General features: G+C 70.6%; 21 protein-coding genes and 2 pseudogenes. 8 read left to right on the top strand and 15 right to left on the bottom strand.

Annotation, left to right across the window (positions count from 1 at the left end; all coding sequences use genetic code 11):
• Positions 1-242: 242 nt before the first annotated feature.
• Positions 243-440, top strand: a pseudogene (locus tag AC51EU_RS09935) (alpha/beta hydrolase); the annotation flags it as partial.
• Positions 437-1079, top strand: a pseudogene (locus AC51EU_RS09930) (transposase); the annotation flags it as partial. The pseudogenes AC51EU_RS09935 and AC51EU_RS09930, both read left to right, overlap by 4 nt.
• A gap of 568 nt (positions 1080-1647) precedes the next feature.
• Here AC51EU_RS09930 and AC51EU_RS09925 read toward each other — a convergent pair.
• Positions 1648-1872 (bottom strand): hypothetical protein, encoded by a 225-nt coding sequence (locus tag AC51EU_RS09925; protein WP_496266385.1) that lies wholly within the window; start codon positions 1870-1872, stop codon positions 1648-1650.
• A gap of 486 nt (positions 1873-2358) precedes the next feature.
• Between AC51EU_RS09925 and AC51EU_RS09920 the strand changes: the two genes are divergently transcribed.
• The gene (locus AC51EU_RS09920; RefSeq protein WP_496266384.1) at positions 2359-3762 is read left to right on the top strand and encodes a M14 family zinc carboxypeptidase; all 1404 of its coding nucleotides are present in this window, start codon (positions 2359-2361) and stop codon (positions 3760-3762) included.
• A 312-nt stretch (positions 3763-4074) separates the two neighbouring features.
• Here AC51EU_RS09920 and AC51EU_RS09915 read toward each other — a convergent pair whose 3' ends face one another.
• From AC51EU_RS09915 to AC51EU_RS09900, 4 genes are all read right to left on the bottom strand, one after another.
• Positions 4075-4704, bottom strand: a complete 630-nt coding sequence (locus AC51EU_RS09915) for a hypothetical protein (protein WP_496266383.1) — start codon at positions 4702-4704, stop codon at positions 4075-4077.
• Positions 4701-5228 carry an RNA polymerase sigma factor gene (locus tag AC51EU_RS09910; RefSeq protein WP_496266382.1) on the bottom strand — a complete coding sequence of 176 codons (528 nt, stop codon included), beginning with the start codon at positions 5226-5228 and terminating at the stop codon, positions 4701-4703. Before AC51EU_RS09910 ends, AC51EU_RS09915 begins: the two co-directional genes overlap by 4 nt.
• On the bottom strand, positions 5225-5506 hold the full coding sequence (locus AC51EU_RS09905; RefSeq protein WP_496266381.1) for a hypothetical protein: 282 nt from the start codon (positions 5504-5506) through the stop codon (positions 5225-5227). The genes AC51EU_RS09910 and AC51EU_RS09905 overlap by 4 nt, the downstream gene beginning before the upstream one ends.
• Positions 5507-5877: 371 nt before the next feature.
• Positions 5878-7197 (bottom strand): cytochrome P450, encoded by a 1320-nt coding sequence (locus AC51EU_RS09900; protein WP_496266380.1) that lies wholly within the window; start codon positions 7195-7197, stop codon positions 5878-5880.
• A 1566-nt stretch (positions 7198-8763) separates the two neighbouring features.
• Here AC51EU_RS09900 and AC51EU_RS09895 point away from each other — a divergent pair.
• The gene (locus AC51EU_RS09895) at positions 8764-9279 is read left to right on the top strand and encodes a GNAT family N-acetyltransferase (RefSeq protein ID WP_496266379.1); all 516 of its coding nucleotides are present in this window, start codon (positions 8764-8766) and stop codon (positions 9277-9279) included.
• Positions 9280-10872: 1593 nt separating this feature from the next.
• Here AC51EU_RS09895 and AC51EU_RS09890 read toward each other — a convergent pair.
• The 5 genes from AC51EU_RS09890 to AC51EU_RS09870 all read right to left on the bottom strand — a co-directional run bounded on the left by AC51EU_RS09890 (position 10873) and on the right by AC51EU_RS09870 (position 14575).
• Positions 10873-11205, bottom strand: coding sequence for an SH3 domain-containing protein (locus tag AC51EU_RS09890; protein WP_496266378.1), 333 nt, complete (start codon positions 11203-11205; stop codon positions 10873-10875).
• Positions 11206-11418: 213 nt separating this feature from the next.
• A complete protein-coding gene (locus tag AC51EU_RS09885; RefSeq protein WP_496266377.1) occupies positions 11419-11955 on the bottom strand; it encodes a hypothetical protein in 537 nt (178 codons plus the stop codon).
• A gap of 919 nt (positions 11956-12874) precedes the next feature.
• On the bottom strand, positions 12875-13507 hold the full coding sequence (locus AC51EU_RS09880) for an FAD/NAD(P)-binding protein (protein ID WP_496266376.1): 633 nt from the start codon (positions 13505-13507) through the stop codon (positions 12875-12877).
• Between the two features lie 60 nt (positions 13508-13567).
• Positions 13568-14023 (bottom strand): hypothetical protein, encoded by a 456-nt coding sequence (locus tag AC51EU_RS09875; RefSeq protein ID WP_496266374.1) that lies wholly within the window; start codon positions 14021-14023, stop codon positions 13568-13570.
• A gap of 60 nt (positions 14024-14083) precedes the next feature.
• Positions 14084-14575, bottom strand: coding sequence for a winged helix DNA-binding protein (locus tag AC51EU_RS09870; RefSeq protein WP_496266373.1), 492 nt, complete (start codon positions 14573-14575; stop codon positions 14084-14086).
• 609 nt (positions 14576-15184) lie between these two features.
• Here AC51EU_RS09870 and AC51EU_RS09865 point away from each other — a divergent pair.
• Both AC51EU_RS09865 and AC51EU_RS09860 read left to right on the top strand, forming a co-directional pair.
• Entirely contained in the window at positions 15185-15778 is a 594-nt protein-coding gene (locus tag AC51EU_RS09865; RefSeq protein WP_496266372.1) for a hypothetical protein, read from the top strand.
• A 353-nt stretch (positions 15779-16131) separates the two neighbouring features.
• On the top strand, positions 16132-17037 hold the full coding sequence (locus AC51EU_RS09860) for an SCO4651 family lipoprotein (protein WP_496266371.1): 906 nt from the start codon (positions 16132-16134) through the stop codon (positions 17035-17037).
• 443 nt (positions 17038-17480) lie between these two features.
• Here the strand turns inward: AC51EU_RS09860 and AC51EU_RS09855 are convergent, their stop codons facing one another.
• The 3 genes from AC51EU_RS09855 to AC51EU_RS09845 all read right to left on the bottom strand — a co-directional run bounded on the left by AC51EU_RS09855 (position 17481) and on the right by AC51EU_RS09845 (position 21122).
• Entirely contained in the window at positions 17481-18458 is a 978-nt protein-coding gene (locus AC51EU_RS09855) for a zinc-dependent alcohol dehydrogenase family protein (protein ID WP_496266370.1), read from the bottom strand.
• A gap of 924 nt (positions 18459-19382) precedes the next feature.
• Positions 19383-19634, bottom strand: a complete 252-nt coding sequence (locus AC51EU_RS09850; protein WP_496266369.1) for a DUF7691 family protein — start codon at positions 19632-19634, stop codon at positions 19383-19385.
• Positions 19635-19883: 249 nt separating this feature from the next.
• Positions 19884-21122 (bottom strand): MFS transporter, encoded by a 1239-nt coding sequence (locus tag AC51EU_RS09845; RefSeq protein WP_496266368.1) that lies wholly within the window; start codon positions 21120-21122, stop codon positions 19884-19886.
• A 544-nt stretch (positions 21123-21666) separates the two neighbouring features.
• Between AC51EU_RS09845 and AC51EU_RS09840 the strand changes: the two genes are divergently transcribed.
• Complete coding sequence (locus AC51EU_RS09840; protein ID WP_496266367.1) at positions 21667-22107, top strand: SRPBCC family protein; 441 nt, start codon at positions 21667-21669, stop codon at positions 22105-22107.
• 286 nt (positions 22108-22393) lie between these two features.
• On the top strand, positions 22394-22954 hold the full coding sequence (locus AC51EU_RS09835; protein ID WP_496266366.1) for a cysteine hydrolase family protein: 561 nt from the start codon (positions 22394-22396) through the stop codon (positions 22952-22954).
• A gap of 497 nt (positions 22955-23451) precedes the next feature.
• Here the strand turns inward: AC51EU_RS09835 and AC51EU_RS09830 are convergent, their stop codons facing one another.
• The gene (locus tag AC51EU_RS09830; protein WP_496266365.1) at positions 23452-23961 is read right to left on the bottom strand and encodes a beta-ketoacyl synthase N-terminal-like domain-containing protein; all 510 of its coding nucleotides are present in this window, start codon (positions 23959-23961) and stop codon (positions 23452-23454) included.
• Entirely contained in the window at positions 23958-24353 is a 396-nt protein-coding gene (locus AC51EU_RS09825; protein ID WP_496266364.1) for a phosphopantetheine-binding protein, read from the bottom strand. Before AC51EU_RS09825 ends, AC51EU_RS09830 begins: the two co-directional genes overlap by 4 nt.
• Between the last annotated feature and the right edge of the window lie 731 nt (positions 24354-25084).

Genomic DNA, 25084 nt, shown 5'->3' with positions numbered 1-25084 from the left:
CACAACAAACCCAACCACACATAACACCCACCACACACCCCAACCCACCCACACCCCCGCTCCCGCTCCTCGCCGGGGCCAGGCGAACCAACCCTCTCCCGCCCCCCTGCGACAGACCTCACAGCAACCAGCACCAGCCCACACCACACCAACCCCCGAAAAACACCAGACCACAACTCACGACACAAACCCACCGACCCGCAGACAAACAATCACCCACACCAGCACAGACCCTTGACGAGATCTCCGGCGTGCTGTGGACGCCGGAGGGCGCCTGCGGTACTCGTCCTCTGATTCTGCTGGGCCACGGCGGCAGGCAGCACAAGACGGCTCCCACTACCGTGTCCCGCGCGCGTCGCTATGCCGCGGAAGGTTTCGCGGTCGTCGCGATCGACGCGCCCAACCACAGCGACCGGCCCCAGGACGAGGAGTTCGGTCGCAGAAGGCCCGCGTCGAGCACCTCTATGCCATCGCCGACGGCGAGGTCGTACCCGAGGAGGGCGAACCCGAAGTCGCCTTCCGCCTCGACGGGTTCGGCCCGCTCAACCTCCAGCCCCACCCCGGCCGGCAGTGGGCCGAACGCGACGGACGGCACAAGGACCCCGACCGCGCGCCCCGGCCCCGCCGACGGGCGACCTCAACGCGCCCGCACGGGGTGAGGCACCTGTTCGCCGCCCACCACCTGGGCCAGGACAAGCTCTACGGCCATATCAAGCCGAAGAAGAACCGGACGAGGTTCCTGGAGTTCTGCCGGTACCTGCGCAGCGTCTACCCGCCCAGGTCCGGATCGCGATCGTGCTCGACAACTTCTCGCCGCACCTGACCACGAAGAAGGACACCCGGATCGGTGACTGGGCAGCGGCCAACAACGTCGAGTTCGCCTGCACGCCGACCAACAGCCCTGGCTGAACCGCATCGAGGCCCAGTTCACCGCCCTGCGCTACTTCGCGCTGGACGGCACCGACCACGCCAGCCACAAAGAGCAGGGCAGCATGATCCGCCGCTACGTCATCTGGCGGAACAAACACGCCGACGATCAACGGCTCCGCGAGGTCGTCGCCAGGGTGAACGTTGCCTGATGCGGCACTAGCGTGCCGTGCTCGCCTGACAGGTCGAGTAGTACCTGCTCGCCGCGCCCGGGTTCGACGTGGAGTTGCGGCGCGAGGTGCTGAACGTGCCCCGCCAGGGCGACCCCCGTTTCCGGTCCACCTGTTCGCGCCGTTCGACCCGCCTTCCGGCCGGCCGACGGTGATCGCCGGCGGCGGGGTGGACACCTGGAAGGCGGACGTGCACAACGCCCTGGTGTCGGTCGCCGCCCGGCTGCGCGTACGGGTCCTGGCGATGGTTCCCGCTACCGCGCCACCTGGTTCGCGCTTCCCCCGGGATCTGGCGCCAAGGCTGCTGGATCACTCTGACCGGCCGCGACTCGGCCGTCATCAGCGAGGTCCGGACGCCACCCTCAACCGAGGCCGAGGGCGTGCCCCGCCGCATCGAGGAGCCGCTCACCCCAGGGTCTCCGCGGGCCGGGACCGCCGTCCTGTCCGGAAGATCGTCGCAGGCATTCGCGAGGGTCGCGGTCCGAGCTATGCGGAAGCCGGTCCTGTGACCCGCCGGGACGGGGAGGCAGGTGCCCGGTTCGCCGCGGAGTCAGGCAGCGCCTTTTCCCGAGGAGGAGGGGGCTGTACCTCGCAGGGCGCGCTGTATCAGACTCTGCCAGCTCTCGGCCAGCGGCTGTCCGGCTTCCGGGGCGGGTGCCGCGGCGGCTTCGTCCATGGACAGGTAGAGCAGGAGCGGCCCTTCCAGTGCCGCTGCGAGCTGGACGGCGAGGGTGTCGGGGTAGGGCGGTGCCGGGCGGATCCGTCCGAGGAGCATGCGGAGGTGGGGGGTGGGTCATGGTGGCGCCGCCTACGGGGACGGGCTTGGTCCGGTCCAGGGAGGCCCGTGTGATGGCGTGGTGGTCCAGGAGGAAGGCGATGCGGGCACGGCCGTAGGCGATCAGCCGCTTCATCGAGGCGATGCGGGAGAAGCCGGCCCGGGAACGGCCCAAGGCCGCTGAGGCAAGGGCAGCCCACGGTGGAAGCAACGCCCGCGGGGAAAGCGCACCCGAAGCCGCCCGTACACCCCATCTCCCCTCACTCGCCTGCAACTTCGCCACAGCAACGCCCAAAACCCTCCCTTTCCACCATGGCATGCTCATGGCACCATGCCTCCCGTTGGTCCAGGCCTCGACTCATCGGCAGTAACCAGGCGCCCGGAGCGCCGGCCGGTCCGGCCTTCCGGGAGCCGCACGGGCGCGGTGCGCAGTGGTGCGTCCCGTCCGTGTGCAGGTGCCCCACACACCTCACGGAAGGCCCAGCCATGCCCCGGAAATCCCTGGTGACCACAGCCGCGGCAGCGGTGGCCGCGGCACTCACGGCCCTCTCCCCCGCGTCCCCGCCGGCCTCCGCCCGTACGCCGGAGCCCCCCGCCGCGTCCGGCGGGCGCACCATGGTCGTCTACCGCGTCCCCGTCCACGAGAGCGCGGACGCGCAGAAGCTGGTCTCGGCCGGATACGACCTGCTGGAGCGCCGCCAGGGCGACGACCTGTTCGTCATGGGCGATCCGGGCACGGCCGGCGGACTGCGCCGGCTCGGCTTCGCGCCCACGGCCGTCGAGACGGCGGAGCAGCCGCTGCCCCGCGCGCCGCGCCCGGCCCGCGCCACCGGCGGCGTCAACGACACCTACTACGGCGGCTACCACACCGTCGACGCGCACTACGCGCACCTCGACCAGGTGGCCGCGCAGCACCCGGACACCGCCGAGGTCGTCACCTACGGGAAGAGCTGGCTCAAGCAGCACGGCCGCGGCGGACGCGACCTGAAGGCGATCTGCCTGACCAAGAGGGAGCAGGGCGACTGCCGGCTCGACCCGAAGGCGCCCAAGCCGCGCTTCTTCCTGATGAGCCAGATCCACGCACGCGAACTCACCACCGGTGAGGTCTCCTGGCGCTGGATCGATGCCCTGACCGAGGAGTACGGCAAGGACCCCGCCGTCACCTCGCTGATGGACTCCACCGAGATGTGGGTCGTCCCGATCACCAACCCGGACGGCGTCGACATCGTCGCCCAGGGCGGCGACCACCCCCTCCTCCAGCGCAAGAACGCCGACGACGCGAACGGCGGCGGGTGCGGCGCGAGCGGCCAGAGCGGCGTGGACCTCAACCGCAACGCGGGCAGCCACTGGGGCGGCCGGGGCACCTCGACCGAGCCGTGCAGCGAGATCTACCTGGGCCCGGCCGCCGACTCCGAACCGGAGAACAGTGCGCTGGAGGACCTGTTCCGCAAGCTGTATCCGGCCGTGCGCACCGGGACCGGCGACGGCGATCCGGCACCGGAGACCGCCAAGGGCATGATGATCAGCCTCCACAGCGACGCGAGCATGATCCTGTTCCCCTGGGAGGACGACCACACCCGTCACACCGGTAACGACGCCGCGCTGCGCGCGCTCGCCGGACGGCTCGGCTCGCTCACCGGCTACCGGTCGGGACAGGCCGGCGAGATCCTCTACGACGCGGCCGGCGGCACCGACGACTGGACGTACGACAAGCTGGGGCTGGCCAGCTTCACCATCGAGATCGGCGACAGCGACGGCCGCGGCTGCTCCGGGTTCACCCCGAAGTACGCCTGCCAGGACAGCTACTTCTGGCCGAAGCTGAAGCCCGCGCTGCTGTACGCGGCGGAGCAGGCGGCGGCGCCGTACAAGACGACGTCCCACGGCGGCTGACCTGGCCTGGGGGCGGCGGCCCGTCACGCGGTGCCGGGTTTTATCCCGGTGCTGGGGCGGGCCCGCCGGCGAGGCCCTCGGTTCGGGGCAGCGTGGTCGGCCCGTGGCCTCCACCCGGCCTGGCCGTCTTCGTTCGCCGGGTGGAGCGAGCGCACATGCCGGTCTCTGCGGCAGGTCCCGGCATGCGGCAGCGGCCCGCCGATGGGCGGGCCGCTGTCTCAACGAGTCGTGGTGCCTTGGCGTGAGGCACTTATGAGGGTCTGTTCTACAGGGCTGCCCCCGTTTCCGGGCATGCCGGAAGGATGTCGTGCATCAGTGCCGCCTCCCGTCCGTCATGCGATCAGGGTGCCGCAGGTACTCCTCGATTTCCCTCACCAGCTGCTTCGCGTTTTTGCTCAGCCCTGGGTTTTTTGCAGCGCTCAAGGCCCGTTGTACGGCCATGAATGTGCGTGATCCAGCGTTCGCTCGACTGGCTCTCCACACAGACAGTGCCGGACTGTTTTCCGGGTCGGAGGGCGCCAGAGACTCAATCAGCGGATTCTCTTGTTCCTGCCTTTCGGCACGGATCATTTCAAGATAATCCTGCGCGTCCTCGTCTCCTCTTTCTGCCGCCCATTGCCACCAGCACCATGCCTCGTCCTCCCGGTTCAGGTATTCCAGGAGTTCGGCGATCCGGCGTGTCTGCCGTGCGGTGATGTCGCGTGTGCACTCGCGTGCCAGCAGGAGCACCAGTTCGCTCTTGGCTTCGGTCCGCTCCCGGCCGTCGGGGCAGGGGGCGAGGGCCGGGGGCCGGCCGGAAAGCCGGCCCCCCTCCGCCTGTGCCGGGTTCCGGGGTGTCCGCGGACTCTTCGAAAGTGCCTGCTCGGAGCGTTCGAGCAGGCACCACGCGGCGAGGAGCCGGATGGCGCCGCTCTGCTCGTGTTCCTTGCCCCAGGCGCTCATGTGGTTCCCTCCTCGCTGGTCTCGTCGACGTACTTCTTCAGGTTCTTGACGGCCATGCGGATGTAGCTCTTCACCGACTCCTCCTTGAGGCGCAGGAGTTTCCCGGCGTCTTCGGGGCTGATGTCCTGGAGAACGCACAGGGTGATGACCTGCCGCTGCCGGTCGGGAAGTTCGGCGACTAGTTCATCGATGCCCTCTTTGATCATTTCGTAGGCGGCGTCGGGGATGCCGATCCGTGATTCCTGCTCGGGCAGGTCCTGCAAGGGTGCGGGGGTGATGCGCTGGTTGCGCCGGAACTGGTCGATCACCGCGTTCCTGACCGCGGTGCGGCCGTAGGCGGCCCTGTTTCCGGGCCGCGCCGCAATCCTTTCCCACGACGTGAACATGCGCAGGTAAGCGACCTGCACAGCGTCTTCCGCGCTGTGCAGGTCGCCCCCTGCTTCGGCCCGGGCCACGCGGGAGAATGCCGCGCTGGTCTCGAGGACGAACGCCTCGAAGTCCGTGCCCCGGTCGGACCCGGTCACGCAGCCTCCCGCATGCCCATCGCCGGCCGGCCCTGCTCCGGATGCTTGCACAACAGCCAGGCAGGCCGCCCTTCCTCGAAGCGGGCGGCGGCCCCGCCCTCCGGCAGCGCCGCCGCCACCGCGATCATCGTCGCGCGCTGCTCGCGCTCCGTACGGGCCTGCAAGTACGCGTCCAGGCACATCTCCAGCGTGCCCTTGGTACGGCGCAACACCCAGTACGCCAGGAGCAGCAGCGGGGCCGAGACCCCGCCCGCTCCCATCCCCTCAAGCCAGGTCACCGGACCGGCCTCCCCTTCATCGACTCGTTGACGAGGGCCCTTACGCCCTCACCCCCTTACACGCGCCGAGAGGCCCGAATCCGGATGCCGCCGGCCAACTTTTTTCCCGCGCATCTCACTTGTCGGGCCAGACCCTCGCTGGCCTGGGGAAACAGCAGTCGCCGTCGCCACGCCCTGCACCCCTGGGCACAACGGCGGCGGAGCGCTACCCGCGCGTCCTTGCCGGAAAACTCCTCCACGCCCGGGACTTCGCCGGCGAAGACGCCCGCCCGGCTGCGATCGCCGTCCGGGACATCCACTGCGGTTGTCACCGGCCACGCAGCGGAGCCTGCGGACGTCCGCCGGCCCCACGCCCACAACGTCCTGCCCTCCTACGTCCAGACGTCCCGTGGCCGTACCGTCATCCAGATCCCGTCCCGTGCCCACAGTACGAAGCGTTCCACCGGCATCACCTCGCATTCCGGCACGGGCCGAAAGCGCAGGCGCTTGAGGAGGACGGCCAGGATGAGCCGGGCCTCGACCGTGGCCAGGGCGGCGCCCTCGCAGCTGCGCGGCCCGATCCCGAAAGGGATGTACGCCAGGCGCGGCCGCTTGGCCGCTTCCTGCGGTGTGAACCGTCCGGGGTCGAACCGTTGCGGGTCGGGCCAGTACTGGGGGTTGAGGTGCACCGCCCAGAACGGGTAGAAGATCGTCGTCGCGGGCGGGATCTCGTACGGGCCCAGGATCAGCTCCTCGGTCGTTTCGCGTGCCCCGTAGGGGCCGGGTGGGAACAGGCGCATCGATTCCTTGAGCACCCTGCCGAGGTAGGTGAGCCGCCGCAGGTCGCCGTAGTCGGGTGCGGCGCGGGTGCCGAGCACCTGGTCCAGTTCGGCGGCGACGCGGTCGGCCGTGCGGGGGTGGCCGGCCAGCAGGTGCAGTGTCCATGCGAGGGTGGCGCCGGTGGTGTGGTGTGCGGCGAGCAGCGTGATCATCACGGTGTCCCGGATCCGTGCGGGGCTCTGCCCGGCCTCGACGAGCGCCCCGATCAGGTCGCTGCGGTCGGCGCGGCCGCTTGAGCGGTGCGCCGCCACGACGCGGTCGACCGTCGCGCGCAGATACGCGAGCGCTTCATCCGCCCGCTGCGCCGAGCGCGGGTCGGCCCGTGGCACCTGGTAGAGCCGCCCGAGGTGCTCGGTGAGCACTTCCTCGAACGCGGCGACGATCCGGTCCGTGCCGGCGTCGGCGCCGCCGAGCGCGAAGGCGCAGATCATGCGGAGTGACAGCGCGGCCAGCTCCTGCTGCAGCTCGATGGGTTCACCGTCGGCCTGCCGGGCCCAGCGGTCCGCGAGCTCCAGCGCCAGCCGGGTCAGGCGCGTGAAGTGCCGCTCGTGGGCCGGGCGCCCGGCGAACACCGAGAGCAGCAGCCGGCGCCAGGGCGTGTGCTCGCCGGCGGGGAGCACTTGCAGGTTGCCCGCCTCGCACAGCGGGTCGAGGAACGCGAACAGCTGGGCGGGCCGCTTGTCGATGTGTGCTGTGGCCTCCAGGAGTACGGGGTCGGCGACCGATACGGCCTCCTGCGCACCCGGCAGCTGGAAGCGTACGACGGGTCCGTAGGTATCGTGCAGGCGCAGTTGGTACCGGTGCAGCCCGCCCGCTGCCGCGATGGCGCTCAGCCCGCCGTCCTCCTGATGCCCGGGGCCGGGGATGCGCATGACGGTACTCCTGTCCGGGGGCTGCTCGCGGGTTTGTCCGGGCCTCTCACCTCGCCCTGCCGCCAGCGGTTCTCTCCGTCGTACCGTGGGCCGGTGGCGAGGTCTGGTGGGGCCGGGGTGTGAGGCGTGGGGGCGGTGGTCTTCTCGGTGTGCTGTAACTGTGGTCGATGCTGCCGCCGGCGGTCCCGCGCACCATGTCGGTCTGGGCGGCACGTGGGCGGCGTGGCCTCGCGGGTGCCCTCACAGGTGACGGTCAAACCGCCGGCGTCTTCCTCGCTCCCGCTCGCGCTGCTGACCAGCGCCGCAATTCGGCCGGACCCGTGCGGGGGAGACGGAACGGGAGAGGCAGAGGGGTTGGGTCGTGGTGTGTCGACCGATCGCCCTGGCACGTCTCCCCGGCGACAGAGGACCTTTGTTTCCTCATTGCTGACCTTCCGGGGCCTTCTTTTCGAAGACGCCAGGGCGCGACAGCGCCTTCGATTGATCGTTTTCCGGCATGCCGATCGGGCTGACAAGCACGAGGGCCGGTCACACCCGCCGGGGAGCTTCGGCCGGCGGTCCGGCACGCCCACTGGCCCCTGACTGGTGCCGGCCTCCAGCGTGGTGCGGCGCCGGGAAGCGTACAGGTCGTTGCCGTAAGGCGCGGGCAGGATTGCCGCCGCTTTCACCGTCCCGACGAGGTGGGAGGGCGAGCCGAGGCTTGCGGTGCGCGGGCCAGCCGTGAACGAAAGGCCGGCCCCATCCAAACGCCCGCCCGTCACCGCCGAGCCCGCCCCGGAGGCGGGCCGCACCTCGTGGCGCCGGATCCCGGACGCCATGCGGCCGGGCCGACCGCAGGGCGCGCCGAGACCACCGCGGCCCAGTCCGCCCCGTAACCGAGCCCGAGGCCGCCACCGCGCAGGTCACCAGCCGCTACGGCACCGCCCGCGCCACGGCCCGGGACCGCATCCGTCCTCCTCCGACCACCCGCTCCGCACGGATTGACCGCAGCGGTGAACTCCTGCTTATTAAAGGCGCGTTGATCCGCCGGGAGGCAGGCCGCCCGCCCGGCGGGCACGATCGGCTTCCCGTCCGGCTGCGGACGTCAGCCACCGGCCTGCGCCGGCAGGCGTTCCTGCGCAGGTCCGGCCTGGAACACACCTTCCGGCGGCCAAGCAGGCCTTGGCTGAACCCGCCCGAAACCCCGCACGCCCCAGGCGGCTGACCGGCGGACCTGGCCGGCCGTCGCGGCCCGCCCCAGCGCCGCCCCACCCGGCCGCAGTTCCCCGCCGCCCTCGGGAGAAGCCGGACAAGCCCGGCCGGCTCGCCCCACCCGGGTCCGCCGAGGTCCAGGGCTCCCCACCCGGACCTGCATTGTCCGGCCCCTGCCCGAAACCAACCGGCCCGGCAGACTCCTGGATCGAAGAACCGCTCCCCCACCACCCGCTATGACGCGGGCAAGACCGTCCGATACCCCGGGACCACCACCGAACCGACCAGGCCGGGCAGACCGCAAAGAACACGGTGGAAGCTGTTCTTGACCTGGTGAAGCCGCCCCCGTATCCGATCCGCTCCTATACTCGGCCCGTGATCCGCTCCGCTGTTCCCACAGACGCACGGGCCATCGGCGACCTGAAGGTCCGCGCATGGCGGGAGGCGTATGCCGGCTTCATGAGCCAAGACCGCCTCCGCAGGCTCGATGCCGTGCGGGATGCCGGCGAGTGGGCCGAGTACCTGGCGGAGCTCCCGGATGAGCACCGTCTGTGGATCGCCCAGGAGGGCGATGCCGTGGCCGGGTTCTGCCGGACGGGCCCGGCCGACCAGGACCAGGATCCGGATCTCGGCCCTCGCGCTGCCGAGGTCTACGGCCTGTACATCGAGCCGGCACGCATCGGCACAGGCTTGGGCAGGCGGCTCTTCGGGCACGCGGTAGACGATCTTGAGCAGCGAGGCTACGGCCCGCTGTGCGTGTACGCGTACGTCCCCAACGCTTTGGCGATACGTTTCTACGAACGAGCCGGTTTCCAGCCCGACGGCACCACTCGCGCAGATGAGGAGGGCGGCGCCGAGCTCCTTGAAGCGCGGCTGGTCAAGCCGAGTTGAACGCGTCAAGGATGCGGCGTCACGGGCAGCAGACCGACGGGCAATCCGTAACAGGGGCTTGCTGAAGTGCTTTGGCCGGGCGTGGCCGAGGTGGTGATTCAGCGTTGCACGGAGCCGGGTGCGTGTCGCCGAGGCCGAGGACTTGGCGGTTGCGGAAGAAGCTGCCCTCACGCAGCGCGGTGATGCTACCGGAGGGAGCCGGAAGCCGGCGTAGCCGGCCGACCGGACCGGCATCTTGATCCAGGACGCACGACGCATGCCGACGAGCCGCCGTGCGTCACGATGACCGGTGTTCGCACAGGCGCTGCAGGACCTCGTCCATGGCCGCGTACATGCTTTGCGCCCTCCGCCTTCGTCCCGGCGCCCTCCGTGCCCTTGCCGGTGGTCGCGCGGGGCCGCAGCCGGTTCGGAACCGGTCGGGCCCGCAACTCCCGCAGGTCGGCGTTGGCAGCAGCGGGCTCCTGGGTGTGCGGCGCAGGAGGCGGCGGCAAGGGAGTCCGTGAGGGACTCGGCCACGGCCCCGAGGGGGAGCTCACGGTGCGCGGCCGGCGCGCCGTGCCAGGTTCCGCAGATCACCGGAACCGGCAGGCGGCGCCCCGGGCCACTCCAGCAGATCTCCGCCAGACGGGCCGCTCCCTCTGGAGGTGGCGGCTGCAGCAGCGGCGCGACGCGGGCTGGGCACAGCCGTCGCCAACCCGTCGGTGGACGACGCAGATACTGCTCCGGCGCGGGCCGGTGGGAAAACCGAGGACTGCGGCGTGCACCAGCGCCGCTTCACGCACGCGACGCCACACCGCGCGGCACGGGTACCGCGCGGCGGCGTGCCGCGTGCTTCGTACTTCACCGCGGGCGGGAGAAGCACAGGGAACCGATTCAGCCGGTCGCACTCCAGAACACCAGGAACGCATCCGCGCCATCGCGGCCATTCGGTGCGCCGAACGGCGGCAATGGCGGCGGCACTGTTCGCCGGGGCAATGCCAGCGGGGTTGGCCACTCCGGCGCATGCGCAGCAGCCGGAGCCACGGACACGGCGCAGACCCTCCGCAACCAAGCCACGGGAAGGGCCGGCCTCCCGCACCATTCACGTGGAAGCCCGGTACACCACGATCTGCGACGGTTGCCGGTGACAGCAGTGGAGTCCGCACCGCTGGGCCGACGGCACCGTGGAGCCGAAGACGGCAATGAACGACTGGACGAAAGAGGTGGTGAATCCGGTCTGCGCATGTTTCCCGCAAGCCACGCAGTTCCAGAGCCTGCGCGTGGCACACGGGAACGACAGCGTGATCCGTCTGCGCACCAGGCGACAGGACTGCGCCCGGACAGCAACGCGGACGGCCTTGTGGGCGAACCCTGCAACGAGCCCCGGTTCCAGCCGACGCTGAACCGTCCGGCCAGCGCGCCGCATCGGGCCCCCGAGCCGTGGCCCGACGCCCCTCCGCCTGCGCCAGCAGGAGACCGGCCCCGGCAGTTTCACCACCGAGCGGCCCCTCGGGCGAGGGGCCGCTCGCTTCTACCTGCCGACGAGGCGTCCGAGCAGCGGGCGGAGGCTGGAAACAGAGCCCCATAGATCACCGCGCCACTCCCCGGCCCTGCTCAGCAGTGGTTGGGCACGCCTCCTGTGTCGTTCCCCTTGAGGAGGCCGGCCCAGATGAACCTGCCGTCCGTCAGCTTCACCCACTTGTGGTTGGTGATCCCGTTGCGGGTGAGCTGCTCGCCTTCGAGCCAGCACGCCGCGGTGAAACGCTGCCCCTTCGCGACGGTCCCCACGGGAGGCGAGGACGTGTTGGCCTGTGCACGGATGTTTCCTCCGACCCAGGCCGTCACACCGGTGTCGGCCCAGGCCGAAGGTGCCGCGGCAGTCGCCAGACCGGCGAACCCCGCAATGGCCAGCAGGCCACCGGCCAGACGGACAGTAACTCGCGTCATGACTACCTCCGAAGTGTGATGGGTCATCTTGCGCACGGTCTCCCTTACAGGCCGTAAGGTCACAGCCTCGGCCTGCCACACCGCCGGCGAGAGACTTCGACGGGCGGCAAGTCTCGGCCGTCCACCTCGTACACGACTGGGAAAGACCGCTGTATGACACCCAGCACCCAGAATTTCCTGACACGTGAACACCCTCGCGGCAGAGACGGCACGTCAGGCTTCGTCCGCCTCCGACAAAGCCTCGCTGACCATACGGGTGGCGAAGTCAGGATCGTCGGTGAGACGGTTGATGTGCTCCGCGAGCAGGAGAGCGGTGGCTTCCAAGGGCGTCATCTCGTCCTTGGTCCAGTAGCCGTACTGTTTGCGCCACAGATTGGGGCTCAGACCGGTACCCGCGGCCACCAGCAGACCGGCCATGGTGGGAACGGCCTGGGGGCAGACACTCCTGGGCATCATGCGCATCGTGGCCACGACATCGGGCACCACGCACTCGATGACATCCTTGCCGTGGTCCTCGTAGGCCTTCCGCAACCACTGCATGAACACGAAAATGAGCGTGCACGCGCCGTCCAGCACCTCATCGACACCATCCCGGTCCAAGGACGCGGCGAACTGCTCGATCAGCGCCTGCTCGTCAGGATCGGTCTCGGACTTGCCGCCGTGGACAGCCTTGAGCCGGGAATCGACCATCATGAGCGCTGCACTCACATCACCAACAGGAGCATGCCGGGGATCACAGGACGACAACACAGGACGCTCCAATCAGCGGCGGACAACACGACGCGCCCGACACTAGACCGCCGACGACCCGAGGACCCCGCGAATCCCGGTGAACAACCCTTTAGGGGCGGCGAGAACGAACCCGCCGCACGAACGCGCCGCCCGGAGCAGCGACCGCCGCTCCAGATTTACGAGCTCTACGGGCGCGAGAGCACCTGCGGGTACCTCGCGCGACGCCAGGAGCCGTTCTGCCCGGACCGACGGAGTCCCGACGGACAAGAACGACAGCGACAGGGCCGGATTCGGGGACGAAGGCCCGGTGGGACGCCGGGGCAGTCCTGCGAATTCCACGGCCGTCCGCCGGAGGCTGCGAGTGGCGCGCAGCACCTCCCCGCGACCTTGACGGATCGTCGCTACTGCCCGCCCGTGCGTGCGGGCGAGCGTCACCCACCACCCGGCACAATGCCCGAAGACCACCGGCTCCCGAACACCCGACCACAGAAGAGACCGACGTGGCAACCGACGCCGAGGAGGCCCGCCCGGCTGGCCCTGCCTCGTCAAGCGCCGCTGAGGCCGCATGCACGGATCCTGCACAGCAGGACCGACCACACGCATGCACTCGGGAAGGCCCCGGCCCTTCCGGAGCCGCGTTACACCGCAGCAAGGGGTGGAAGAAGACCACGTTGCCCCCGGCATCGAGCCAAGGTGCACGACCCCGCGAAGCCGCGCCCATCGCCGCCGCACAGGCTCCGCACCCGGCCCTTTGTGAACAACACCGGATCATAGGGGCATCCCCCCGAGCCACGGGCACCCCGCGCCCCCGGAAAGGGACGCCGGTGCGCAACCCCGCGACGATGCGGCGGGGCCCGCCCGCACGCCGGCAGTGCAGTGTGCCGCCCATGGGTCGCCGAAGCTGCCTCCGCTTCCGAGCGTCAGTGAGGCCAGGACGTCATAAGAACGACAGCCTCGTCCCAGCACTGCGGCCGCGCTCGCCGCGTGGGCGCTGCCGAAGTCCCTTTACGCGGCCGGTCTGGGGCGCAGGAACGAGAGTCCGCGCGTACCGGCCGTGCCGGGCCGAGCCGGCCGGGGCAGCGTCGTTTGCCCTGGCCGGAGAGCCCCATGGGGAGACGACACCGTCGGCGGTGTGCTCTTGCCGGTCCGCAGGGCGAGGACGTAGCCGCCATGCGCGTCCGTGGTCGGTCGGGCCTCGTCGCGTACCGCACCCGCCATCCAGCGGCAGGGTGTTGCGCAGGACCGAAGCGCATACGTACGTGAGGTATTCGCCGTAGGCGCGGCGTGGTGCGTACACCGCTTCCCCGACTGTCACGCCCGCGGTGTGGCCCGAGGTCCGGTACCACTGCGCGAATGCCGGTCCGTGGCCCGGCCGGGCGGGGCCGTCGTCGGCCGGGCCGGAGAACATGGTGAGTTCGTCGGTGGAGTTGTCCATCAGCAGGATGTCCGGCTGGTCGGTGCGCCATGTGCGTCCGCAGCCCACCTCGGCCCCGTCGATGGCGTACACCGTCACCGGGGCGGAGTAGCGCCGCTCGGCGATCCTGGTCGCGAGTCGTTCGATGACCGACACCCCGCGGGGTCCGGTTCCGACGACCGCCACCGTGAGCCCGTTCGCCACGTTTTCGCCTTCCTACCTCTGCGTTGCGGGGACGGCGTGTGCGGTCCGCAGTACGTGTGCCAGCGAGAAGCTCAGGAGCAGGCATGCGAGCAGTGCGGCGGTCAGGCATGCCTGCGCGGTGCCGAAGGCGGTGGCGTAGGCGCGGGCTCCGGTGCCGTCGCCGAGTGCGGCGAACAGTACGGGGCCGAATCCGGCCACTCCTGCGGCTGATCCGATCTGCATGGAGGAGATCACCAGGCTGGAGATCTGGCCGGCCCGGCGGGTCTCGACGCCCATCATGAGCACGCGGGTCAGCGACGACAGGACGAGTCCGTGCCCGGTGCCGGCCACCACCAGGCCCGCGACCAGGACCGGGCCCGGCCGGGCCGTTGTCAGCAGGGCCGTCACCTGGAGTGCGAAGCCCGCCGTGATGACCGCGAAGCCGATCGGCACGGTGCGTTCACGCGCCAGGACGACGAGCTTCGGCACGATCAGGGGCCCCGGCGGCCTGCCGCGCGACGGCGGGATTGCGCTGGTGGTCCGGTGGCTTCAGGGCGTGCCGTCCGTGTTCCGGATCATCTGCTGGAGCACCCTCAGGGTGGTGACGTAGTCGGCGTCGTCAATGCCGCGGTGGATGCCGTCGCGGATCGCCGGGACATGCTGCCGGAACGAGGCGCGGGTCTCTTCTCCCCGCTCGGTGATCCACAGTCGGCCCCCGTCGTCGCGGGTGAGCCAGCCCCGTTCCACGAGGTCCGCCGCCTCGGCCTCCAGGTTGTCCTCGGGCCTGAGGTACGTGCGCATGGCGTGCTGGAGTTCGGGGAGGGTCATGCCGTGGCCGTCGGGCGAAAGGTCGCTCTTCGACAGATTGCGCAGCAGCCACAGTTGAGGCTGGGAATAGCCGAGTTCGAGTATCCGGGCACGGGTGTACGCGAGGGTGGCCTCGTAGGCCAGCCGGGTCCAGTAGGCGGCCGGCTGGGCGGCGATTTCGGCTTCGGTGAGGTGCGGGGGCTGCGGCGACTGCTGCGCCTGCGGGTTCGTCATGTGCGTTCCCTTCTCGTGAGTGATCACGGACAGGACCGTAAGACCTCAAGCTGAGTTGAGGTCAAGGCCAGGATCAGCGACACGCGTCTGGCCGGGCGAAGGACGGAACATCAACCTGCGCGCGGACCAGCTCACCGACCTCGGCCCGGGCCCCGGCAGGCACAGCGGCCTGGCCTCTTCCAGGAACCGGCCCCCAGATCACCAACACCGTCACCGCCACCGCCGTCAATGACACGAGAACAACCCGGCGCCAGGGCACGGGTGAAAGCCCACTGGCCCCCCAACGAGACAGCTCGAAAACCACAGGGAAACCACCCTGCGGGAGACAGGACCGAAGAGCCGTCGCCGCGTGAGAGACGAGGTTGCGCCAGCCGCGGCTCCCAGCGCCACAGCCCCGCCGCGGGCTCACCCTGACAACCACGTCCTCCGCCGTCGGGCCCCTTGTCCGCGACCTGGTGGTCGCCCTGGTCGAACACGTGGTCCGCGACGTGGTGACCCACACCGACACCGCCCAGGTCGAACCGTACATCGCCGGCATCGCGAGCTGCTCGATCGTCATCACCGGGCACCCCCAGCCGCAGCCAGGATGCCGAGGTCCACAATCAGGGCATGGATGTCCCCAAGCTGCTGGAAGCCGCGTCCCCGCTGGTCCCCGAAGAGATCGCCACCGGGAACGACATCACGGTCAACGACGTCTGGGACCACCTCATCCACGACGAGTGGGAAGTGGCCCTCGGACTGCTGGAGGAACTCGGCGACGTCGGCCCGCTCCCGCTCAGCTTCTGGGAGGCCCTCGCCACGGCGGCCGAGCAGATGCGGCTGGAGAAGAGCGCGGCCTGGTGCCATTGGCGCTGCCACGAAACCCGCAGCGGCGTTATCCGAGCCGACCTCACCCTCCGGCCGGCCAGTGAGAGTCGTCGGCAGACGCCATTCTCCGGAGCGGGCGCCCTGCGACCGATGTGGAACATCGGAAATCGGACCCCGACCGGTGAACCAACCCTCAACATCGCCCTCCTCTGGGCGGAGTTCACGCCCTTCCAGGGGCCCGGCGAGCGGTCCTCGGTGCGACTCGCACCTCTCGACTCCTCGCAGTGGCAGCATCTTCAGCCCGGCCAAGTGATCGCCATGCACGAAGACCGGACCGTTGCCGGAACGGCTGTCGTCCTTGAGGTTCTGCCCCCGGCGGCCACGCCCACCGCATAACAGCTGGCTTCCGTACTCCGTTGGGGCGCGACGCGCCCGTTGATGCCGTCCGTGCTGTGCTGGCCCAGCACCCGCAGACGTCGGCAAGCGTCGCCACGCTCACCCCGGACGTCGAGTTCTCCGATCTGTCCGAAGTCATCTCGGAGATCGGCTACCCAACATGACAGCCGAGACCTCCCACCGGCACGGTTCCCAGATCGGCCCGAAAGCTGCCGTCAAGACACCGGCATCCTCATCGCGGCCACATGTGCCGGTCGGGGTTGGGAGGGAATGGCCTATCCCTTCGTAACATGTCGAACTAATGCGCTACGGTACGTAGCGTAAACAGCAAAGACGGGCAAACAGGGGTGGGCGTGCGCAAGAGCATGGTGCGACGTGCGGGGATCTCGTTGGCTGCGGTGGCCGTGATGGTGGGCGTGACGAGTTGCCAGGACAGTTCGGGCAAGGCTGAGGGGGGCCGGCAGGAATCCGGCAACGGCGCGGCGACGCACGCGCTTTCCGCGGCCTACAAGAAGACCGCGGCGGCGAAGTCCGCGAAGGTCACGATGAGTATGACGACGCCGGCGGGCATGCAGGACAGTGGCGTGATGAAGACGTCCGGCGTCATGGGCTGGAACCCGACGGTCATGGATGTGACCACGACCGAGAGCCTGCTCGGGGCGAAAGCCGGCGACGACGCCGAGAAGACCCGCGTGATCTGGATCGACGACACCATGTACGTCGACATGGACGAGGGGCTTGAGGAGTTCGGCGGCAAGAGGTGGGGCAAGATCGGCTTGCGGGCCGCGCTGCAGCAGACCGACGACGCCAATCTCATCAAGCAGATGACCGCGGGCCTGGAGGACTTGAACCAGGACCCGGCGCAGCAGCTTGCGATGCTGCTGGGTTCACCGAACGTCAAGCACCTGGGGTCCGGCAAGGTCAACGGCGAGCGCGCCGAGCACTACAAGGGCTCGCTGACGGTCGAGGAAGGTCTCAAGGGCGCCAAGTCCGTCCAGGCCCTCACGCCCGAGGACCGCGAGAAGCTGCTCGCGAACGCCAAGAAGGCGGGCGTCAAGGGCTACGCCTACGACGTGTGGGTCAACGGTGACGACTACCCGGTGAAGATGGACGTGGACATCAAGACGTCGCAGGGCACGATCACGACCACCACGGCCTTCTCCGACTACGGGACCAAGGTATCGGTGAAGGCCCCGCCGGCCGGTGACACCGTCGACCTGCTCAAGGAACTCCAGAAGCTCACCGAGCAGGAGAAGTAGTCCACCGCCCGGCGGCCCGGACGCGGCAACCGGCGCGTCCGGGCCGGTGACACCGGCAGCACACCAGCCGCCTCGACGTAGTGCCGCGCTTGACGCCGCGTGTTCCGGCCGGGCAGTCGGCCGCAAGGGGTGATGTCGTCCGGCGACGGTGCGGCGGCATCCGCTCGCACGTGAGAGCGGCGGGCCGGCCCTGGCGGGGTGGGCGTCTCGTGCCGGCCCTGTTCGGAGGCTTGAGCGGGTCGGGCGTCCACCGGCCGGACAGGCCCGCCACCGGCACGGTGACCGCCACGACGAGGCGCGGCACCGCCGCTCTCCGCCCGGCGGACCTTCGCCGATCACCCGCTACGTCCACACCGGAAGCCGCCCGGCGTGACCGACGCCGGGCAGCGCTTTGCCCCCGGCCCGGGGGCTGCGGCGCGGGAAGGACACCTCCGGTGCGCTTGTCACCTCTGCGGATCGATCAAGACCTTCCCCGCGCGCCGGTCCGCCGGGTTCTTGAAGTGACCGGCGAGTTCGCTGAGCGCAACGCGCTCGCCCACACACGTGTGCAGGCGGCCGCGCCGCAAATTCTCGAAGACCGGTGTGAACAGCCCGGGCAGATGCTGTCCGCCGTCTTTGTGGACGATGTCGCGCAGGCGGAACAGCTCCATCCGAGCCCCCTGGCCGGTGAAGCACTCCGGCGGGAGTGGTGTCCCCGACAGGAGACCGTAGTGGACGAACGTGCCGTCGTCCGCCGTCAGGGCGAACGCGTCGCCGCCCATGCCGCCACCGACGCAGTCGAAGGTGACGTCAGCGCCCCGCGGCCCGACGGCCGCCCGCAGTCGTTCGCGCCATCCGGGCTCGTTCGTCGCGACCACGGCCCGCCACCGGGACGGATCGGCCACGGCCCGTCCCGGTGTTCCCCGTACGACCCCGACCGGCGTGATCCCGCGTTCGGTCAGGAGTTCCGCGAGGTGCCGGCCGATGGCCGACGTGGCCGACGTGACCACGGCACGGCGCACGCCCGGTCGGCAGAACCGGTCGACCATCATGGTGGCCGTCAGGGGGTTGATGTAGGCGAAGCAGGCGGCCTCATCGGGAAGGTCGTCCGGCACCGGAACGCACCAGGAGTAGCCGAGCCGCTTGTACTGCTGCCAGTTGCCCGCCGACCCGAGCGGGAGCACACGCTGCCCCAGCACCCCGGCAGGCACCCCGGGTCCGACAGCGTCGATCACGCCGACGCCCTCGAACCCGGGGACCATCGGAAACACCGTCCGTGACCCGTACGCGCCCGAGACGGTGACCTCGTCTGAGGGATTGACGGTCGTCAGGAGCATGCGCACCACGACCTCGCCCGCGCCGGGAGCAGCGGGCCCGTCCACGTCCCGGACCACCAGGACATCGGCCAGCCGGCCGGGCGCTTCGGCGACCGCAGCCAGCACCGGCAGCCTCCTTACCCGTGTATGCGTCGGTACTCCCATCCTACGGACGGTGGGGGACGCTCCTGCGACGGGCCCGGCCCGTACGGTCGCCCGCCGTGCCTGCGCCGGGCTTGCGGCCTTCTCCAGGTGCTCGCGGTCGGTCACGGTCGCATACGCGGCCGCGCAGCAGTTGCCGGCCGTCGCTGTTCCTGTCGTGCGGCCTTCCGGCCACCGGCGGCAGCGCGGGCGGGACTGGATCACTGCTGTCCGGATCCGGGCGCACGCTGACAGCGCCGTAAGGGCTTGGCTCCAAAGCGGGGGGAGCCCGTTGTCGACGTGGTGTGGACTCGGAGTCGGACATCACCCGTCGGCTGAACACGGCAACCGCCACCGACGCGATGACCGCCAGCATGCGGGTGTTTTATCACCGACTGCCCTGAAGCCCGCACGCCGTGTCGGGAACGACGCTGCCTTGACGGCTGTACGCGCAGATCTCATCCGGCCAGGAGAACGACCCGCTGGCCGGGTCCCGCGATTCTTCGGACGTGCGCACGGACACCGCCTCGTACACCCGGATCGCCCGACCACGCCGACGGCGCCGACGGCCGACCCGCCATCCGTGACAAGCCTCCCGGCAGGGCCGCCCGGGACGGAGCGGGCCTACCGCGCAGGGTCCGAAACCCCGGTCAGGGGACGACATCGGTCCCGTCGGGGGCCTCGCGCACCGGCCGCCGGCGGTCGTGGCGGTCAGAAGCGGGGCGTTCCCGGTGCGTTTTGCGGTACCGGCGCCGTGCCCGCGTGTGGGTCAGGTGCCCGTCGGCCGGATGTCTTGCAGGTGGCGTCATGGGCCGGGAGCCGTCCGGTGGCCCGGTAGGTGTTGATCGTGCGGTTGACGCAGGCGTGGCGGTCCTTTCTCTCCCAGGAGTGGGAGGGTGACGGCCTTGATCAGGCTCCTTGCGTACGGGGCATGCGCCTCGCGGCGGGGGTGCTGTCCTGTGGGCGAGCCGGTGCGGTTCCGGATCTCCGTCCCGGGGCCGGCAGCAAGCCGGACGGGGCGTCGCTGTGGTAGTCGTCGTCGCGGGCCAGATCGTCCCCGAAGTTGGTGCGTATCACCTCCAGCAGCTGGTCGTCGCGAGATCCGATCAAGGCGCGCGTTGCGGCGACGTCGAGCAGGTAGACGCTCAGCGAAGAACTCATGGCAGGAATCTATGGGGTGCCACTGACAATGCCGTGTGCGGCGGCCTCGCGGCGTGCGGCCGCGCACGCGTCCATCGCAGCACACGACGGGCGCCCATCCGGCGGGCGGTCGGGCAGTGGCGAGTGGGACGGCCCCGACTTGCACGGAGGGAAGATGGCCTCGGCCGCTGGCTTCGCGGAGGAGGCTGTACGCGAAAGGGGTCTGCCGCTCCGAAGAAGGGCGGGGCAGCCAATGACGGCGACGGCCCGTCAGGCCCGGCCCGGTTCCGGTGCGGCGAGGCGCGGCGTGGCACGTCGGGGAAGAAGGAACGGCGTCGCCAGCAGGAGCACGCCGGCCAGGCCGATGGCCGTGCGCGGGCCGAGCAGGCTGCCCAGCACGCCCCACACGGCTGTCAGGAGCGCGGTCGCAGCCTTGGTCGTCACCGCCCAGGCGGACAGGGTGCGGGCGACGTGATCGGTCGCGGTGCGCGTGAGGCGGTAGGTGGTGTGGACGGGGTTGAAGACGCCGCAGCAGAAGATGAGTCCGAACTCGATGCCCGTCACCAGCAACAGCCCGCCGGTGCCCGGCCCGAGGAAGGCCAGGCCGACGGGCCACAGCGCGCGCAGCACTCCGGTCACGACCAGGACCTGATGCTGCCCGAACCGGGTGACCAGCGGCCGGGCCAGCCGCGAACCGAGCAGCCCCCCGATCGAGGGCGCGGCGAAGGCAAGGCCGTACTGCCACGGCGCGAAGCCGAGCTGTCCGAGCATCAGGACCGCCAGCAGCGGTTGGGTGGCCGTCACCAGACCGTTGAACACGGCGGTGTTGAGGAGCAGCGGACGCAGCGTCGCGTCGGCGAGGATGTGGCGCCAGCCGGCGAGCAGGTCCCCGGCCCGTGTGCCCGCCGTGTCACGGCGCTCGGGCCGCTGCTCGCCTCCGCCCATCGCTCGCAGCCCCAGGGCCGAGAGCAGGTAACTGGCAGCGTCGGCCATCACCGTCGCCACCGGGCCCAGGAGCCCGGTCACCGCGCCGCCCAGGGGTGGACCGATGATCGTGGTCATCCAGGTCGTGGACTCGAACCGGGCGCCCGCGACGAGCAGGTCCTCGGCCGGAAGCAGTGTCTTCAGGTACGCGCCGGAAGCGGCACGAAAGGTGATATCGGCCGCCGCGACAACGACCGAGACCACCAGGAGCTGCAAGAACGTCAGCCCGCCGAGCGCGAACGCGGCGGGGATCGTCAGCAGCGCCGCGAACCGTACGAGGTCCATCGTGATCAGCACCGGCAGCTTGCGGCGGAACTCCGTCCACGGGCCGAGCGGCACCGCCACGGCCGCGCCCACCGCGGCCCCCACAGAAGAGAGCGCGGCGACCTCGGCGGGGCCGGCGTGCAGCACGCGGACGGCGATCAGCGGGAATGCTCCGAAGGCGAGCCGTGTGCCGAGCGCGCTGGTCCCGTGCGCCACCCACAACCACCCGAACCGCCGCCCCAGCCGGTGGCCGTTGCTCATTTCCGACGCCCCTCGCTGCTCATCCGCACCACCGGTCCGTGATCGGGAACATCAAAGCGAGGGCGAGCCCGGGGATCAAACAACCACAGAGTCACCAGGCACAACCGAGGGTTGTGGCCGTCGGGTGGCTGCTTGGTCCTCGGCGGCGTCCGGCCGGCGCGCTCCGGGATCGGCCTTTGATGTGGTGATGCTGTTCGGCGTCGAGGCGGCCGTCGTCGGCCTCCGGTCCGGGGGCGGTCGGTGCGCCCCACGACGATGCCGGGCCGGGTGCTTCCCCACTGGTCACTGCCGCGTCCGCGATCGCCGTGGCCGGGCCGGCGGACGGTGACCTGCATCAGACGTGGCTGTCGGCACGCTCCGGCCCCGTCCGGATGCCTTCAGCGCCTTGAGGGTGATCAAGACGGTGAACTGCGGATACAGCGCAGAGGACCCGGACGATCACTGCGGGTGACCGCGGAGGGCTTCGCGGGGTCGCTTGCGGCCGCTGGGTGGGGGAATCTGGAGATGTAACGGGTGAGCTGTACAGGAAGCTGTGAGGTGCCTGATGAGCACTCTCGAAGAACACATCGACATCAGTGCTCCCCTAGAAACAGCCTGGGGTTGCCTCCATGACCCGCAGACCTATCCGCGGTTCCTGAACGGTGTACGGGGTGCCCGGCCGGAGGGTGAGCGGCGTACACACCTGGACGTTGACGCGGGAGGCCGGGCGCAGGAGTTCGAGGTCGAGATCGCCGACCGGGAGAGGGAGAACGTGATGACGTGGCAGACGACGAGCGGTCCCGACCTGGCGGGGACCTTCTCGCTACTGCCCATCGACCGGGCGCACACCCGCCTCCAGGCCCGGTTCGAGTACGACCCCGGCACGATCAAGGAAGCCTTCGGCGGCCCGCAGGGGTTCGCGCAGGCCGTCGCGATCGAGCGCGGAGTGCGGAGTGATCTCCAGCAGTTCAAGGAGCTGGTGGAAGCAGAGGGCAAAGCCAAGTAGCTGTGTCCGCGGCCGGGGTGTTGCCTTCCCAGCCGGTGGTAGCGGGGTTGTGAGGGAGGACAAGGCCGGTTCCTTCAACTCCGCTTCCTCCCCCGCCGGTTGGAGGACTGCGGGCCGTCGCGGCGGACCCCGGAGTCCGGGCCTCGCAATCGTGGCCCCACGAACCGCCGGCCATCCGCCTCGTCCTACCCGGCAGGCACCGCATCACCGTGCCCTGGGACACGTAGAATCCGGGCACCGGAACCGGCTCGTCCGACGTCGGACCGGCTTCGTTCCTGGAGACGGCATGAGCAGCGCTCTTCTCGTGATGGACGTCCAACAGGCCATCGTGGACCTCGTCGACGACGGCTCCGGGTACCTGCCGCGCCTGCGCAGGGCGATCGACGGGGCCCGGACGGCGGACATCCCTGTGATCTACGTGGTCATCGCGCTGCGCCCCGGTTTCCCGGAAGTCGGTACGCGCAACAGGGCTCTCACCGCCATCGCGGAGGCCGGGCTCTACGTCGAGGGCGCGGCCGGCACCGAGATCCACCCCGAGGTCGCGCCCCGGCCGGGCGATGTGGTGGTCACCAAGAGACGGGCGAGCGCGTTCTCGGGCAGCGACCTCGACGTGGTGCTGAGGGCACGCGGTATCGACAGCCTCGTACTCACCGGCATCGCCACCAGCGCCGTCGTACTGTCCACCCTGTGCCGGGCGAACGACCTGGACTTCGGCCTCACCGTCCTGTCCGACGCCTGCCTGGACCCCGACCCGGAAGTACACCGGGTTCTCATCGAGCGGCTGTTCCCGCAGTGGGCGGACGTCTTCACCGTCGATGACTGGATCAAGAAGATCGCACCTCGATAGCGGCAGGCCGGGCGACGGCACGGTTGGTGCCGGCGGGTCCAGGAGCACCTCGGCGGCCTCGGTGCCACCGCCTTGGCGCAGGGGGGTACCGGTCTTCCCAACGGCGGACAAGGCGCTTGCGGAGTACCGGCGGGGCGGTCGCCCGGCAGTGGCGGCCTTGATAGCCGCGCCGGAAACCGGCGTACGGAACACCCCAAGTCCTGACCAGCCCTGTCGGGGTTCAGGTGTCGGCATGATCGTCGGCGCTCGCGTCCAGGCAGTGCGGCGGCGAGGGGTCAGCGGGCAGATAGGCCAATGGGACGTGCAGATCCTGCATTTCTACGCTCTGTGGCTGTCGCTGTTGCGGGCAAGGACGCCGCTGGTCATCGCGGGTGTGCTGGCGGTCGCCGCCCCTGCCTTCAAGATTGCTGCAGATCGCGCGGGCACCGGTTGGTCCTTCCTTCCCGCCCCGACGGACCCCACGTTCATGCAGCTGCACGGCGGGTTCGCGCTCCTGGTCAACCCGGTGACTGGTGGCCCACGTTCCAGAAGGTCGTATTCGCGCTCTCCGCCGGCGGCCAGGACACCGTCTCGGTCGTGCCGTTCCTGGTGCTCGGCCTGGCGCTCGGCAAAGTCGACCTGCGCAGCCGCGCGGTGCGGGTGCGGCTCCTGGCGGTGGGCGCGGGGTGAAGGCCGGGGCGGTAGCCGGCGTTCCCGACGGCGTGTAGGGCGAGGTGGAGCATCCGGCGCAGACAGGGGGCGAGGAGGCGGGCCCGGTCGGCGGAGAGGCCGAAGCAGCGGTGGTCGAAGCCGGTGACGTCGTCGATCCAGCCGCCCTCCTGGTCGCCGGTGGACGGCACGGTGCCGATGTGTGCCGCGCGCCGCGGCGGCAGCGGCCCCACCGTCGTGCGGCCGGTGCGCAGGATGCCGGGGATCTGGTCCCAGTCGCGGCAGCCGGGCAGTTCGAAGGCGAGGCCGATGACCGCCACCGCCCGCCGGTGCGGTGGCGTGTGCGCGGGGCGGCTCACAGCTCGACGATCTCACCGGGGTGCGACGATGGCGCGGCGGACCCGCCGTGGCCCGCCGGTTCCGGGGCGGCCGCCAGACCGGCTACGGTGGGGCGCTCGAAGAGCCGGCCGATGGTCAGCGACGAGTCGTGGCGGCGCAGTACGGCGTAGACCCGCAGCGCCTTGAGGGAGTCGCCGCCCACCTTCATGAACCGCTCGTCGCGGCCGATCCGCTCCCGGCCCAGTACCGTGCTCCAGACCCCGGCCACCAGGCGTTTGGTGTCCGTGCGCGGCGGTTCCGGGGCCGGGCCCCCGTCGAGGCCGGGCACCACGGCGCGGCACAACGCGGCCGTGTCCACCTTGCTCCCGGCACCACGGTCGCCGACCTCACCCCCGGCAGCGCCCTGTCCCACGCGCTGGCCACCCACCTGCCGGCCGACCGGCCCGCCCGGCCGTGCGCCACCGTCACGCACGCCCTGTGCCTGCTGCACCGGCGCGGCTTCCGCCTCGACTGGCGCGGCGGGCTGGGGCGCGTTCCCCGCCGGCGTCTCGAACTGCCCGTCGCCCCCTTCGACGAGGACCACGAGGGGGCGGCGCTGCGGGAGGGTGGCGGGGCGGGCTCGGGCTGGTGAGGAGCTTCCTGGCGCCCGGAGGTCGGCCCGCCGGGGAAACGCCTATGAACGCGGCGCCGAGGAGCAGCGCGCCGGCGTGTGCTGGGTGCCGCGCGGACGCGGTTGCGTTCGAGGGCCGCGGGGAGCGCCGGCTGTCCAGCGGGCGTGGGGCGTTGCAGTAGGGAACCCGCTGAGCGCTCCCGTCACCGTGCGCGGCCGGGGTCGCCGGGCAGTCCGTGTGCCAGTGTCCACTCGACGCCGGCCAACGAGGCGTCCGCTTTGTGAGGTTCGCACAGTCGTCCACCGTCAAGGTCTGACCGCGACCCCACCACTGCGCGGGCCGCTCTCGGCGACGATGGGCGGGTGCGACTCGATCCCGCGGACCCCGCCTTCGCCCAGGACCCGTATCCGTACTACGCGCGGCTGCGCGGCCAGGGGCCGGCCGCGCGGGTGGCGTTGGCGAACGGTACGTACGCCTGGCTGGTCACCGGTTACGAGCACGGCCGTGCGGTGCTCGCCGACCCCCGCTTCTC

This window comes from Candidatus Streptomyces philanthi (assembly GCF_059553635.1).
Note: the sequence above shows the minus strand (reverse complement) of the source record. Positions and strands in the feature narration are given on the sequence as shown.

Coding starts and splice junctions, on each gene's coding strand:
- AC51EU_RS09925 (WP_496266385.1), bottom strand. CDS start 1,872: ATGCTCCTCGGACGGATCCGCCCGGCACCGCCCTACCCCGACACCCTC.
- AC51EU_RS09920 (WP_496266384.1), top strand. CDS start 2,359: ATGCCCCGGAAATCCCTGGTGACCACAGCCGCGGCAGCGGTGGCCGCG.
- AC51EU_RS09915 (WP_496266383.1), bottom strand. CDS start 4,704: ATGAGCGCCTGGGGCAAGGAACACGAGCAGAGCGGCGCCATCCGGCTC.
- AC51EU_RS09900 (WP_496266380.1), bottom strand. CDS start 7,197: ATGCGCATCCCCGGCCCCGGGCATCAGGAGGACGGCGGGCTGAGCGCC.
- AC51EU_RS09890 (WP_496266378.1), bottom strand. CDS start 11,205: ATGACGCGAGTTACTGTCCGTCTGGCCGGTGGCCTGCTGGCCATTGCG.
- AC51EU_RS09870 (WP_496266373.1), bottom strand. CDS start 14,575: ATGACGAACCCGCAGGCGCAGCAGTCGCCGCAGCCCCCGCACCTCACC.
- AC51EU_RS09865 (WP_496266372.1), top strand. CDS start 15,185: ATGGATGTCCCCAAGCTGCTGGAAGCCGCGTCCCCGCTGGTCCCCGAA.
- AC51EU_RS09850 (WP_496266369.1), bottom strand. CDS start 19,634: ATGAGTTCTTCGCTGAGCGTCTACCTGCTCGACGTCGCCGCAACGCGC.
- AC51EU_RS09845 (WP_496266368.1), bottom strand. CDS start 21,122: ATGAGCAACGGCCACCGGCTGGGGCGGCGGTTCGGGTGGTTGTGGGTG.
- AC51EU_RS09840 (WP_496266367.1), top strand. CDS start 21,667: ATGAGCACTCTCGAAGAACACATCGACATCAGTGCTCCCCTAGAAACA.
- AC51EU_RS09835 (WP_496266366.1), top strand. CDS start 22,394: ATGAGCAGCGCTCTTCTCGTGATGGACGTCCAACAGGCCATCGTGGAC.